This is a genomic window from uncultured Aquabacterium sp. (assembly GCF_913773725.1).
GTDB lineage: Bacteria > Pseudomonadota > Gammaproteobacteria > Burkholderiales > Burkholderiaceae_C > Aquabacterium.
In genome coordinates this window covers 1-13,640 of record NZ_CAJYGK010000146.1, presented here as the reverse complement: position 1 = coordinate 13,640, position 13,640 = coordinate 1, and the positions used below count along the sequence as shown (strand labels likewise).

General features: G+C 66.5%; 11 protein-coding genes, 1 pseudogene and 2 riboswitches. Of the genes and pseudogenes, 6 read left to right on the top strand and 6 right to left on the bottom strand.

Annotated elements, in window-relative coordinates; translation table 11 throughout:
• From QZ709_RS17670 to QZ709_RS17645, 6 genes and pseudogenes are all read right to left on the bottom strand, one after another.
• A pseudogene (locus QZ709_RS17670) lies at positions 1–811 on the bottom strand (glycine dehydrogenase (aminomethyl-transferring)); the annotation flags it as partial.
• A gap of 121 nt (positions 812–932) precedes the next feature.
• Positions 933–1,307 (bottom strand): glycine cleavage system protein GcvH, encoded by a 375-nt coding sequence (gcvH, locus tag QZ709_RS17665; RefSeq protein ID WP_109036313.1) that lies wholly within the window; start codon positions 1,305–1,307, stop codon positions 933–935.
• A 110-nt stretch (positions 1,308–1,417) separates the two neighbouring features.
• The gene (gcvT, locus tag QZ709_RS17660; RefSeq protein WP_294638780.1) at positions 1,418–2,548 is read right to left on the bottom strand and encodes a glycine cleavage system aminomethyltransferase GcvT; all 1,131 of its coding nucleotides are present in this window, start codon (positions 2,546–2,548) and stop codon (positions 1,418–1,420) included.
• A gap of 82 nt (positions 2,549–2,630) precedes the next feature.
• Positions 2,631–2,778: riboswitch (glycine riboswitch) on the bottom strand.
• A 21-nt stretch (positions 2,779–2,799) separates the two neighbouring features.
• Positions 2,800–2,896, bottom strand: a riboswitch (glycine riboswitch).
• A 118-nt stretch (positions 2,897–3,014) separates the two neighbouring features.
• Positions 3,015–4,295 carry a TRAP transporter large permease gene (locus tag QZ709_RS17655; protein WP_294638779.1) on the bottom strand — a complete coding sequence of 427 codons (1,281 nt, stop codon included), beginning with the start codon at positions 4,293–4,295 and terminating at the stop codon, positions 3,015–3,017.
• A gap of 11 nt (positions 4,296–4,306) precedes the next feature.
• The gene (locus tag QZ709_RS17650) at positions 4,307–4,915 is read right to left on the bottom strand and encodes a TRAP transporter small permease (protein WP_294638778.1); all 609 of its coding nucleotides are present in this window, start codon (positions 4,913–4,915) and stop codon (positions 4,307–4,309) included.
• Positions 4,916–5,013: 98 nt separating this feature from the next.
• Entirely contained in the window at positions 5,014–6,042 is a 1,029-nt protein-coding gene (locus QZ709_RS17645; protein WP_294638777.1) for a TRAP transporter substrate-binding protein, read from the bottom strand.
• A 168-nt stretch (positions 6,043–6,210) separates the two neighbouring features.
• Between QZ709_RS17645 and QZ709_RS17640 the strand changes: the two genes are divergently transcribed.
• The 6 genes from QZ709_RS17640 to rimO all read left to right on the top strand — a co-directional run bounded on the left by QZ709_RS17640 (position 6,211) and on the right by rimO (position 13,436).
• Positions 6,211–8,223 (top strand): PAS domain S-box protein, encoded by a 2,013-nt coding sequence (locus QZ709_RS17640; RefSeq protein ID WP_294638776.1) that lies wholly within the window; start codon positions 6,211–6,213, stop codon positions 8,221–8,223.
• 5 nt (positions 8,224–8,228) lie between these two features.
• Positions 8,229–8,861 (top strand): response regulator, encoded by a 633-nt coding sequence (locus QZ709_RS17635; protein WP_294638775.1) that lies wholly within the window; start codon positions 8,229–8,231, stop codon positions 8,859–8,861.
• A 164-nt stretch (positions 8,862–9,025) separates the two neighbouring features.
• Positions 9,026–9,781 carry a hypothetical protein gene (locus tag QZ709_RS17630; RefSeq protein ID WP_294638774.1) on the top strand — a complete coding sequence of 252 codons (756 nt, stop codon included), beginning with the start codon at positions 9,026–9,028 and terminating at the stop codon, positions 9,779–9,781.
• Positions 9,778–11,304: a M48 family metalloprotease gene (locus QZ709_RS17625; RefSeq protein WP_294638773.1), complete on the top strand. Its 1,527-nt coding sequence runs from the start codon at positions 9,778–9,780 to the stop codon at positions 11,302–11,304. The genes QZ709_RS17630 and QZ709_RS17625 overlap by 4 nt, the downstream gene beginning before the upstream one ends.
• Positions 11,301–11,972, top strand: a complete 672-nt coding sequence (locus QZ709_RS17620) for a hypothetical protein (protein WP_294638772.1) — start codon at positions 11,301–11,303, stop codon at positions 11,970–11,972. Before QZ709_RS17625 ends, QZ709_RS17620 begins: the two co-directional genes overlap by 4 nt.
• 57 nt (positions 11,973–12,029) lie before the next feature.
• The gene (gene rimO / locus QZ709_RS17615; protein ID WP_294638771.1) at positions 12,030–13,436 is read left to right on the top strand and encodes a 30S ribosomal protein S12 methylthiotransferase RimO; all 1,407 of its coding nucleotides are present in this window, start codon (positions 12,030–12,032) and stop codon (positions 13,434–13,436) included.
• The last annotated feature ends 204 nt before the right edge of the window (positions 13,437–13,640 follow it).

Below are 13,640 nucleotides of genomic sequence, written 5' to 3'. Positions count from 1 at the left end.
TGTCGGCACCCAGCTCGCCGGGGGAGGCGAGCAGCGTCAGGGCCAGCAGGTCGGCGGCCACGATGGCCAGCGCGCCCTTGGCGTGCAGGGCGTCGATCAGCGGGCGCAGGTCGCGGACCTGGCCGTTGACGCCGGGGTACTGCAGCAGCGCGGCAAAACAGTCGTGGCTCTGCAGGTGCTCGGCCAGTTGCGCCGCGTGCACCACGTCGACGGTGATGCCCAGCGGCCTGGCGCGGGTCTGGATCACCTCCAGCGTCTGCGGCAGCACGTCGTGGCAGACGACGAAGCGGGTGCTCTTGCTCTTGCCGCCGCGGGCAGCCAGCGTCATCGCTTCGGCAGCCGCGGTGGCCTCGTCCAGCATCGACGCGTTGCCGATGGCCATGCCGGTCAGGTCGGTGACCATGGTCTGGAAGTTGACCAGGGCCTCCATGCGGCCTTGCGAAATCTCGGCCTGGTAAGGCGTGTAGGCGGTGTACCAGGCGGGATTCTCGAGGATGTTGCGCAGGATGACACCGGGCGTCAGCGTGCCGTGGTAGCCCTGGCCGATGAAGTTGCGCATCAGCTTGTTCTGCCCGGCGATGGCCTTGAGTTCAGCCAGCGCCTGGGCTTCAGTCAGCGGCGCAGGCAGGTCCATCGGACGGCTGCGGCGGATGGACTCGGGCACGATGGCGTCGATCAGGGCCTGGCGCGAGGCCACGCCGACCACGCTCAGCATGTGGGCTTGTTCGGCATCCCAGGGACCGAGGTGGCGGGCCTGGAATTCGGAGGCGTTTTCGAGTTCGGCGAGCGAGGGCAGGGCGGTGTTCGGCATGGCGTTCGGCGGCGGTGGCCCGGCAGCCAGCCGGGCGGGGATCAGGTCGGTCTGCCGCGCGAGGCACAGCGGGCAGACCGGTTCAAGCAGCAGCGCGGGGTGTTCGGCCCCGCGGCGTGCCTCAGGCGTTCTTCAGCAGAGCGTCGTAGGCGGTTTCGTCCATCAGGGCGTCGGCTTCGGCCGGGTTGGCCAGCTTGACCTTGAAGAACCAGCCGGCGCCCAGCGGATCGGTGTTGGCCAGGGCGGGGTCGTCTCGCAGGCCTTCGTTGACTTCGACGATTTCGCCGGTCAGCGGCATGTAGACGTCGGCAGCGGCCTTGACGGACTCGACCACACCGGCGACGTCCTTGGCGTTGAAGGTGGTGCCCACGGCGGGCAGGTCGACGAAGACCACGTCACCCAGGGCGTCCTGGGCGTGGTGGGTGATGCCGACGATGGCGGTGCCGTCGGCTTCGATCTTCAGCCACTCGTGGTCGGGGGTGTACTTGAGGGACATGGTGTGGTCCTTTGAATGCAGAAAAATGAGGAATGGGCAGAGCCCGGGTGTGCCGAACGGGCGTCAGTATCTCAGGCCTGACGGGCGCGCGGGCGCATCGCCCGGGTGGCTCAACCGCGGTGGTAGCGGTGGGGCGCGAAGGGCAGCGGGCTGACGGTCATGGCGACGCGCTTGTCGCGCACCACGGCGTAAACGGCGGTGCCGACGGCGGCGTGCGGGGTGGCCAGGTAGGCCAGTGCCACGGGCTGGTTCACGGTCGGGCCGATGGAGCCGCTGGTGACCACGCCGATGTCGGTGCCGTCTTCGGTGATCACGCGGGCGCCTTCACGCACGGGCATGCGCTCGGTGCTGATCAGGCCCACGCGCTTGCGCTGGGTGCCCTGGGCGAAGTGGGTGTCGATCACGGCGGCGCCGGGGTAGCCGCCAGCACGGTCGCCACCGGCACGGCGCACCTTCTGGATGGCCCAGGTCAGCGAGGCCTCCACCGGCGTGGTGGTGGTGTCGATGTCGTGGCCGTACAGGCACAGGCCGGCCTCCAGGCGCAGCGTGTCGCGGGCGCCCAGGCCGATGGGCTTGACTTCAGGCTGGGCCAGCAGCGCACGCGCCAGTTGCTCGGCCTTGTCGGCCGGCACGGAGATCTCGAAACCGTCTTCGCCGGTGTAGCCCGAGCGCGTTGCGAAGCAGTCGATGCCGTCCAGCACAACGTGGGCGCCGGTCATGAAGACCAGTTGCTGCACGGCGGGGTTCAGGCGGGCCAGGGCCGTGGCGGCCTGCGGGCCTTGCAGCGCCAGCAGGGCCTGGTCGGGCAGGGGGGTGACGGTGCAGCGCTGGCCGATGCGGGCCTGCAGGTGGGCTATGTCCTGGGCCTTGCACGCGGCGTTCACAACCAGGAACAGGTCGTTTTCGCGGCGCGTGACCATCAGGTCGTCGAGGATGCCGCCCTGGTCGTTGGTGAACAGGGCGTAGCGCTGTTTGAACGGAGCCAGGCCGACGATGTCGACGGGCACCAGCGTTTCCAAAGCCACATCGGCTTCGGCGCCAGCGAGGGTGACCTGGCCCATGTGCGAGACGTCGAACAGGCCGGCGGCGGTGCGCACGTGGCGGTGTTCGGCCAGGATGCCGGTGGCGTACTGCACGGGCATGTCATAGCCGCCGAACGGGACCATCTTGGCGCCGAGTTCGACATGCAGGGCATGCAGCGGGGTCTTGAGCAGCGGGGCGGCGGAGGTGTCTGCGGACATGGCAGAAGCCGGCTTGCGAGGCCGGGGAGGGGCATTCGTCGGGCCCGGGATACCGCTGGCGAAGTGCCAGTGACATCCGGGTGCTGCCCTCCCTGTCCGCTTTACCTGAGAGATTGACCCGACGCACCAGCATGACCAGCGCGGATCGGGCTTGCCCCTTCGGTGGCCGGCTGCGCTGCGGCTCCGCACGGCGGAACGTCAACGGCCAGGCTCTCTCCAGTGAGGATCACATCAGCGGCACGTGCCCGCCAACATGCTTGCCAGTCCTTTTGCCTGAGCGTTCGGGCCGGCATGCCGGCCCTGCGCCTTCGGCGACCCCTCGAGGGGGTTCTCTCCTGGCTGTGCGGCATTGTAAGGGAAAGTGTGCTGTCCAGGGCATGAAAAAAGCCCCCGAGGCGCACGCACCGAGCGGCCTGGGGGCTTTACGCAGCGCCCCAGCGCGAAGGCCGGGGCGTGATGCGGGTCATCACTTCATCAACATGTGTGGCAGCCACAGCGACAGCGGCGGCCAGTACGTCACCAGCACCAGGAAGCCGAGCATGGTCAGCAGCCACGGCCAGACAGCCACGGTCAGTTCGGTGATACCCATCTTCGTGATGCCGGAGGCCACGTAGAGGTTCAGGCCCACCGGCGGGTGGCACATGCCGACTTCCATGTTCACCACGATCAGGATGCCGAAGTGCACCGGGTCGATGCCCAGCTTGACGGCGACCGGGAACAGGATGGGGGCCATGATCAGCACGATCGACGACGGCTCCATGAAGTTGCCGGCCACCAGCAGCAGGATGTTGACCACCAGCAGGAAGGCGATCGGGCCGAGGCCCATGCCGACCAGCCAGTCGGCCAGTTGCTGCGGGATGTTCTCGTTGGCGAGCACGAAGCTGAACAGCACCGCGTTGGTGATGATGTACAGCAGCATGGCGCTCATGTTGGCCGAGTTCAACAGCACGCGCGGGATGTCCTTCAGGCTCAGGTCCTTGTAGACGAACACGGCGATGATGAAGGCGTACACGGCGCTCATGGCAGCAGCTTCGGTCGGCGTGAACATGCCGGTGTAGATGCCGCCCATCACGATGACGATCAGCAACAGCCCCCAGATCGATTCACGCAGCGCCTTCATGCGCTGGGCGAACGTGGCCTTGGCCATGCGCGGGTAGTTGAACTTGCGGGCGCGCCACCAGGTGGTGAAGCCCAGCAGGCCAGCCAGCATCAGACCGGGGATCACACCGGCCATGAACAGGGCGCCCACCGAGGTGTTGGTGGACACCGAGTACATCACCATCACGATCGACGGCGGGATCAGGATGCCCAGCGCGCCCGAGGTGGTGATGACGCCGGCGCCGAACTTGTTCGGGAAGCCGGCCTTGACCATGGCGGGCAGCAGGATCGAGCCGATGGCCACCACCGTTGCAGGGGACGAGCCCGATACGGCAGCGAACAGCGCACACGCCACCACACCAGCCAGACCGAGGCCACCGTACCAGTGGCCCACCATGCTGGTGGCGAAGTTGATCATGCGCTTGGCGACACCGCCGTGCGTGAGGAAGTTGCCGGCCAGGATGAAGAACGGGATCGCCATGATCTCGAACTTCTCGATGCCAGTGAACAGCTTCAGGGCGACCGACTCGACGGGCACTTCGGTGAACCCGAAGATGAAGGTCAGCACCGTGAGGCCGAGCGAAATGGAGATGGGCATGCCGGTCAGCATGAGGACCAGCAGGAGCCCGAAAATGATGATGCCACTCATGGTTGTGCTCCTCAGGCGCTGGCGTTGGCAGGGTCTTCGTCGTCCAGGCCGTCGACATGGCCATGGTCGTGATGAGGCAGCTCACCGGTGCGCAGGAAGTTCCAGGCCACCTGCAGGAAGCGGAAGCACATCAGCGACGAGCCCAGGGGGATGGCGCAGTAGATGATCCAGGTCGGCCATTCCAGGTCGGGCGTGGTGGGACCTTCGATGAGGTCGGTCATGTCCAGGCCAAGCGCATGGTGGAACGCATAGTTCGCGCCGTTGTGCCAGACAAAGCCTGCACCCATCGTGGCGATGATGCCGGTGAACAGGGCGCCCGCCAGCAGGCCGAACAGCACGAACTTCTTGCGGTTGTGCGGGGCGAGCTGGTTGATCAGCACGTCGACACCCACGTGGATACCGGTGCGCACCCCGTAGGCGGCACCGAACTTCGCCATCCAGACGAACAGGTAGATGGTGGCCTCCTGGGCCCAGGCCAGGTCGATGGTGAGCAACCAGTCCTGCAGCGGGCTGTTGAAGCCCACGGCATAGCGGTGCACGACGGACACGAAGATGATGAGGGTGGCCAGACCCATCAGGGTCGCGATCAGCCACTCCTCCAGATGATCAAGCCACTTCATGGTGGTCTCTCCTCGGTGGATGCAGGCCCTGTCTCCCGACAGGGGCCGAAAAAAACCCACGCCGTGGCGTGGGTCGGTGCGTCAACAGCCCACGCAGATCAGAGCTTCGAGGGATCGAAGTCGGTTTCCTTGTAGATCTGCTGGATGATCTCGTCGCCGATGCGCGAAGCCATCTGCTTGTGCACGGGAATCAGTGCCTTCTTCAGCAGGAAGCGTTCGCCGATCCCGGGCGTGTAGACGGTGGTCTTGCCAGCAGCCTTGACCTTGGCCAGGGCGTCCTGGTTGTCAGCGAAGGCGGTGTCGTTGGCGACCTTGGTCGACTCGGCCATGGCCTTCTGCAGCGCGGCGCGGATGTCGGCAGGCAGGCCGTCCCAGAACTTCTTGTTCACGACGACGGCGTAGCCGAGGTAGCCGTGGTTGGTCACGCTCAGGTGCTTTTGCACCTCATGCATTTTCTGGGTGTAGAGGTTGGAGGGCGGGTTCTCGGTACCGTCCACCACACCGGTCTGCAGGGCCTGGTAGGTTTCGGAGAAGGCCAGCACCTGGGGCAGGGCACCCAGGGCGCGCATCTGGGCGTCGAGCACCTTGGACGACTGGATGCGCATCTTCACGCCCTTGTAGTCTTCCACCGACTTCAGCGGCTTGTTGGCCGACATGACCTTGAAGCCATTGTCCCAGTAGGCCAGGCCGGTGATGCCACGCGATTCCAGCTTCTTCAGCAGGTTCTGGCCGACCGGGCCTTGGGTGACCTTGTGCAGATCGTTGTAGTCGTCGAAGATGAAGGGCAGGTCGAAGACTTCGAATTCCTTCACGCCGAGCGGCGCGAACTTCGACAGCGACGGAGCCAGCATCTGGACCGAGCCCAGTTGCAGCGCTTCCATCTCTTCCTTGTCCTTGTAGAGCTGGCTGTTCGGGTAGACCTCGACCTTGACCTTGCCCTTGGTCAGCTCGGCCGCGCGCTTGGCGAAGAAGTCAGCAGCCTTGCCCTTGGGCGTGTCCTGGGCCACGACGTGGCTGAACTTGATGACGATGGGCGCCTGAGCAAAGGCGGCCGGCACCAGGGCAGCGGTGGCGGCCAGGGTCAGGAGGCTGCGGCGCAGCAGGCTGGTGGCAGAGCGGGGGATCATGGTGATGGTCTCCGTATCGGTATGGTGAAACGAATTGTTCCCGCACGCCCGCCGCGAGAGAATTGTGGAGTTCCACATTCGAAGCGCTGAGCGGCTTCGAGCAAGGGTTTTCCAGAGGGGGCAGCCCTAGACTGTCACCCCATGCTTCCGCTCCATGAGGCCTTGTCCATGAGTCCGCCCGTCAGCGTGCCGCCCCGGCCGGCGGTGGCCTTGCCGCCCGTGCCCCGCCTGCGGCTGTTCGGGCGCGCCGTGCGCGTCGTGCCCGGCCTGTGGGCCTGGCCGTTGATGTTGACGCTGGTGTTCGTGGTCAGCGTGATGGGATGGCTGCGGGCCGTGGAGCGCACGGATGTCGAGGCGCAGCGGGCGGCGATGATCTCCGATGCGCTGTCACTCGAAGCGCAGTTGCAGGCACGCCTCGAGAGCGAACTGACCCGCATGAAGGTGCTGGCCGAGGCGATCCAGTCGCGAAGGCTGACACCGAGCGATTTCGCGCGGCACGCCATGGTGCTGGATGGCCTGCGGCGCTTCTGGCTGAGCGTCACGTGGATCGGCGAGGAAGGGCGTGTTCTGGTCAGCGTGCCGGAGGATTCACCTGCGCAGCGATCCGTCGTGCACGGCACGTCGGACGATGTGGGCCTGACCGGGCACCTGCATGTGCCCCTGCAGGACAGGCAGGGCCAGGTGCGTGGCATTCTGGTCGTGCGCTATTCGGGAACCGAGTTGCTCAGGCAGAAAGTGCCCTGGTGGCTGGCGAGCAAGTACGACGTGCGCCTGGTGGATGACCTGGGCGGGGTGTTCGCCTCGACGGTACCCGGAGTCCGCCGGCCCGATCAGGCATGGTACCGGGTGTCGATGGGGCCGAGCCTGCCACAGGCGTGGCTGGAGCTCAGCGCCCGCGATCAGATTCCTCCGTGGTGGCGTTCGCTGCCCGTGGCCCTCATGGGGGGCTTCGTGCTGTTGCTGTTTGCCACCAGCGCCATGCTGCGCCGACAGATGCGCAGCGTCTCGCGTGCCGAGGAGGCTTGGCGCACCGAGGCCGCATGGCGCACGGCCATGGAGGATTCGCTGGCCGTCGGCATCCGTGCCCGCGATCTGGATGGCCGTCTTGTGTACGTGAACAAGACGATGGCCGACATGGTCGGCTACCAGCCGGAGGAACTGGTCGGCCTGCTGCCGCCCATGCCGTACTGGCTGCCCGACGAGATCGGCCAGAGCATGACCCGCCACCTGCGGAACATGGCGGGCAAGGCGCCGCGAATGGGCTATGAATCGCGCTGGCAGCACCGGGACGGCCGCGTCGTGGATGTGATGATCTTCGAGGCCCCCCTGGTGGATGCCAAAGGCCAGCAGATCGGCTGGATGGCGTCGATCCTCAACATCACCGAGCGCAAGCAGATGGAAGAGCGCGAGCGCCGGCAGCTGGAGGCCATGGCCCACCATGCCCGCCTGACCATGCTTGGCGAGGTGGCGTCCACACTGGCGCACGAACTCAACCAGCCGCTGACGGTGATTGCAAGCTACAACGCGGGTGTGCTCAACGCCTTGTCACGCCAGCCAGGTGCGGATCCTCAGTTGATCAAGGCGCTGGAGCGCATGGGTGAGCAGGCGGGGCATGCGGGGCGGATCGTCAAGCGGATCCGCGAGTTCCTCACCCGGCGTGAGCCGCAGCTCGAGCCATGCCGCCTGCCTGCCGTGATCGAGTCCGGTGTGGCCTTGCTGCGGCGCGACATCGAGCGACAGGGGGTGGACCTTCGCATCGAATGCCCGGCAGATCTGCCGGAGGTGGTGGCCGATCCTGTCCTGCTGGAGCAGGTGGTGGTCAACCTTGTTCGCAACGCCTGTGATGCGCTGGGCGCGCAGGAGGGGCCGCGCCGCGTGGACGTCGGTGTGCGATGCGTCCCACTCGACGATGGCTCGGGACGACGCCAGGTGCATGTGTGCGTGGAGGACAACGGACCGGGACTTGGCGGCCGCAGCACCGAGGAGATCTGTGCGCCGTTCTTCTCGACCAAATCGGAAGGCATGGGTATGGGGCTGGCCATCTGCCGGTCCATCATGGAGTTGCACTACGGCACGCTCGAAGCGCACGACCGCCCTCAGGGGGGCGCGAGCCTGTGCTTTACCTTGCCGGTCGCTGAGGCGGCAGAATCGCCACACGGCAGAGTCGAACTGGAGGCGTGACAGGTATGCAGGCAACGGAACGAGGGGTGGTTTACCTGGTGGACGACGAGGCCGTGGTGCGTGATGCCCTGGTCTTTCTGCTGGGATCCCGTGGATTGCTGGTGCATGCGTTCGACAGTGGTCCGGCCTTGCTGACGTTCCTGGAGGCCGCCGGGCAGCCGGTGCGGGGGGTGTTTCTGCTGGATGTGCGCATGGAACCGATGTCCGGGCTGCGGCTGCACGAAGAGCTGGTGGCACGGGGGCTGCGAAATCCGCTGCTGTTCTTGAGTGGTCACGGCGACATCCCCATGGTGGTCGAGGCGCTGAAGAAGGGTGCATTCGATTTTCTGGAGAAGCCCTACAGCGACAACACGCTGGTGGACCGGGTGGAGCAGGCGCTGGCCGTTGAGGCGGCGTCGTACGCGCAGGACGCGCTGGCGGTCGAGCGGCAGGCCCGGCTTGCCAGCCTGAGCGAGCGAGAGCGCGAGGTCATGCATCGGGTGGCGGCGGGCAAACTCAACAAGGTGATCGCCGACGAGCTGCACATCGCCGTGCGGACGGTCGAGGTGCACCGCGCCCGCGTGTTTTCCAAGCTCGGCGTTCGGTCTGCTGCCGAGTTGGCCGGCTGGCTGGCTGCCCAGGGAGCCGGCGCAGCGTGACCGCCTGCCTGCGCGCGGTGCTGAACCAGATCAAGGAAGCGCGGTTCTGCCCGACCACGCGGGATGCGCCCGGTTACACTTTTTCCGCTTTCTGCCGATGACCCCTGCTAGCGCGGCCTGATGCCGGCCAAAGGTCGGGGGCGAGCGCGGCAAACCAGAAGGGGATGGGTGTGTCACGATCGGATCAGCGGCGTCGGATGGTCCTGGGGGCGCTGGGCGCGGTGGTCGCCGGGCTGGCCGGATGCGGGGCGCGTGGCATCGTGCGTCCGGAGCTTGCCGGCGGAGCGCAGGCCAGTCTTCGCAGGGTGCTGGTGGTGCCCGCGGATTTCGTCATCACCGAGGTGACATTCGGCAAGACTGAGGAACGGGTGGTGGCCGCAGAGCGCCGCGCGGCGCAGGTGCTGGCCCACCAGGTCAAGGAACTCGGAGACCGCGATGCGAGCTTCGACGTGGTCCGCTTCGAGGCGCTGGAAGCCGATGAGCGGGATCGGGTGCTGCAGCACCGCGCTCTGTTTGCCACCATGGTGAGCCAGATGCTGCAGGTGAAGCAGGGTGCGGTCGACGTGTGGGCGGACAAGGCACGCTACTTCGATTACACGCTGGGGCGAGGACTGTCGGAGCTGGCGCGCGAGCGGCAGATCGACACGGCCATCTTCATCGTGGGCAAGGACAAGGTGCGCAGCCTGTCGCGCAAGGTGCTGGACACCATCAACGCCGTGCTGCCCCTGGGGGAGCCACTCAGCTCGCAGCCTGCGGCGGTGGTGATCGGGGTGGTGGACCTGCGTTCGGGCGATGTCCTCATGTTCGACAGTGACACCGCCACCCGCAAGTCGCTCACCAACGAAGACGATGTGCGCGTGCTGGGCGAGACGGTGTTGAGCGATTTCCGGCGGGCCGTGAAGGCCAGGAGAGGCTCATGAGGACGCTCCGGCGATCGCCTGCCATGGGGCGGTGGGTGTTGATTGCGGCCCTGGCACTCGGCGCAACGGGCGCCCACGCGCTGTTCTACGACCCCTTTCCCGACGCAGCCAGCGTGCACCCGACCGATGAACTGGAGGAACGCATCTGGCACGAGGCAGAGGTGTTCAGGCAGCAGTTCACCCGTGGCCAGACTCCGGAGCGGCTCGGGCCCGTGCAGCGCAGTGTGCGGGCGGTGCTGGCGCGGAACTGGCCGGCCCTTGCTGGCAAGCTCGACCTGACCGTCATCGACAACGCGGATGTGGTGGCGGTGTCCAGCGCCAATGGAGACATTGTGATCAGCACGGGCATGCTGATGCGGCTGGACACGGAGGAGGAACTGGTTGCAGTCCTGGCGCGCGAGGTTGCCCACGTTGTGCAGCGACACGCCGTGCGTACGGTGTATGCGGCGAGGCTGGGCGCCGGGGCCAATGTGGTGTTCCAGACCGTGGTCAAGGCCAATTCGCTGGTTGGCACCGTGGGCCTGATCAGCGCCTTTCAGGTGACGCCCGAGATGCTGTTGGTCGACGGGGGCAAGGCGTTCATCCAGAACCAGCTGGGACGCATCAAGGACACGATGGCCGACAACTTTGTCCGCCGCATGTCGGCGACAGGGTTCGATGCCATGGTGAAGACCTCGCTGTTCGGCTATTCCGAAGCCCTGGAAGCGGAAGCCGACGCCTACAGCCTCGACGTGCTGGCGCAGCGTTACGGCGGCACCGACGCGTTTCGGCGTGTGATGCAACGCCTGCTCGATGAGGCGAGGGACGACGAGAAGAAGTTCTCAGCGTTCTACGCGAGCGAGCCCCGGCTCGTGGAGCGCCTCAAAGTGGCGGAGCAGCGTGCTGTGAGCGGATCACCGGAGGGCGTCAGCCACCCCGGCGGCCCGGCTCTCGAGCCGACCGCCTCACCCATGGCGGCAGCGGCAACGGCGGTGGCATTGCCCGAAGGCGTGATGGAATTGCCGAGCCTGGGTGGGGTGGCTGCCGTGGTTGTGGGCGACGATCAAGCCGACCTGCAGGCAGCGCCATCCGGGGCCCTGCGGTCCGCTGCATTCGTGAGCTCGGCAGCGGAGGCCGAAGCCCAGCCCTATGGGGCGTTGCTCGTCACTTGGAGCCTCCCCGTTTTCGAGGCCGAGCTGGAGGCCGGGCGCATCGGCCGGCTGATGCGCAACATCGAGCGGCCTCGCTTGGGGGTGACCCTGCCGGCCAGCGCCCGGGTGGTACTCGCCGAGGCTTGTCTGGCTCACCGTGACACCGCGCGGCAGGAGCGCGCGCCCGCATTGCTTCGGGAGCACCTGCAGCAGCATCCCGACGACGCCCGCGCGCTGCGCCTGATGGGGCAGATTGCCTTGCGCAAGGGCGATCTGGAGGAGGCGCGAGGCCAGTTCTCAAAAGCCCGCGAACATGCCACCTCCGATGAGGAGCGTGGCTTCATCGACCAGTACCTCGAGCAGATGAACCGCAGACCCGGAGGTGCTTCGTGAGCCATCCCTCTTTGATCAAGCTGGCGCGTGGCGTGTGCCTGGTGAGCGCTGCCGTGTTGAGTGGGTGCGCACCCACATGGCAGCACGTTCAGAAGCAGGAAACGTTCAAAGGCCCTTCTCGTGCCTACCTGGCCCAGATTCCCGAGGGCTGGAAGCGCGCCCCGACCGACAGCGACGTCCTGTTGATCACGCGCGACGGCCTGTTCCTGCAGCAGATTGCCATCACGCGGCGGCCGCTCGAGATGGCTTTTGCCGGCCGCACGGTGACGCTGACCACGCCCACGCAGGACCTTGCGTTGTGGCAGTACCAGCTCATGCGCGACGAGGAGCCGGAACTGGCGCGCACCGACAGCGACGAGCTCAAGGGCGTGCTGGGCCTGTTTCCGGTCGGACAGGCCAAGCCGCTGGCGGGCACCACCGAGCGCGTGGCCATCCGCCCCTTTCAGGTCGATGGCGTGCCGGCCTTCCGGATGGACACCCGCAGCCAGAACGGTTGGGGTCTGACTTACCGCAGCCAGGCCGTGGGCTTCGTGCACCAGGGCGATTTCTGGCTGGTGCGTTACCTGGCGCCCGAGTTGCACTATGCCGGCCGGGATCAGGCCACGTTCGAGGCCTTTCTGACTGCGCTGAAGCTCAAGGAAAAGTGCCGGCTGTTCTGCTCGGACTGAGCCGCGACGGCAGGGAAATGACCCGCCCGACGGGAATTTCCGGGACAATCACGCCCCATGAGTTCCGAACAGACCCCTGGCGGCGCCCCCACGGCCGCCGCTCCGAAGATTGGCTTCGTCTCGCTCGGCTGCCCCAAGGCGCTGACCGACTCCGAGCTGATCCTGACCCAGTTGCGCGCCGAAGGCTACGAAACCAGCAAGACTTTCGACGGCGCCGACCTGGTCATCGTCAACACCTGCGGCTTCATTGACGATGCCGTGAAGGAAAGCCTGGACACCATCGGCGAAGCCCTGGCCGAAAACGGCAAGGTGATCGTGACGGGCTGCCTGGGCGCCAAGGCCGCGGAAGGCGGCGAGAACCTGGTGCGCCACGTTCACCCCAAGGTGCTGGCCGTGACCGGGCCGCACGCCACGCAAGAGGTGATGGACGCGGTGCACACCCATGTGCCCAAGCCGCACGACCCGTTCATCGACCTGGTGCCCGAGGCCCGTGGCGTGGCCGGCATCAAGCTCACGCCCAAGCACTACGCCTACCTGAAGATCAGCGAAGGCTGCAACCACCGCTGCAGCTTCTGCATCATCCCCAGCATGCGTGGCGACCTGGTCTCGCGTCCGATCGGCGACGTGCTGAACGAAGCCCGCGCGCTGTTCGAGTCCGGCGTGAAGGAGCTGCTGGTCATCAGCCAGGACACCAGTGCCTACGGCGTGGACGTGAAGTACCGCACCGGCTTCTGGGACGGCAAGCCGGTCAAGACCCGCATGTACGACCTGGCCGCGCAGCTGGGCGAGATGGCCCGCGAGCATGGTGCCTGGGTGCGCATGCACTATGTCTACCCCTATCCGCACGTGGACGAGGTGGTGCCGCTGATGGCCGAAGGCCTGATCCTGCCCTATCTGGATGTGCCATTCCAGCACGCCCACCCGGATGTGCTCAAGCGCATGAAGCGCCCCGCCAACGGCGAGAAGAACTTGGATCGTCTGCGCCGCTGGCGCGAGATCTGCCCCGAGATCGTGGTGCGTTCCACCTTCATTGCCGGCTTCCCTGGCGAGACCGAAGAAGAGTTCGAGTACCTGCTCGACTTCCTGAAGGAGGCCGAGATCGACCGCGCGGGCTGCTTTGCCTATTCGCCGATCGACGGGGCCCCGGCCAACGAGCTGCCTGGTGCCTTGCCCGATGACGTGCGCGAGGAACGCCGCGCCCGCTTCATGGCTGTGGCCGAGCAGGTGTCGATCGCCAAGCTGCAGCGCCGTGTGGGCGCGACCATGCAGGTGCTGGTCGACAGCGCGCCGGCCCTGGGCCGCAAGGGCGGCGTGGGTCGCAGCTACGCCGACGCACCCGAGATCGATGGCACCGTGCGCCTGCTGCCGCCCGAGAAGGCCAGCAAGACGCTGAAGGTGGGCGAGTTCACCCGCGCACGCATCGTGGCGGTGGAAGGCCACGACCTGATCGCGCTGCCGATCTGATGCGTGGGCTCGCACAAGCGAGATGCTGAACAAAAAGGCGCCCCATGTGGGCGCCTTTTTTTCTTGGCAATGCGGGCGGCTCAAGCCTCGAGCTTGAGGAACAGTTCGCGGTCGGGCGCAAAGTTGGCATACAGCGGCATCAGCGCGCCACCCAGGGCCCGGGCGTCGGAGCCGATCATGCCGCCCATGACCTGCGGTTGAGAT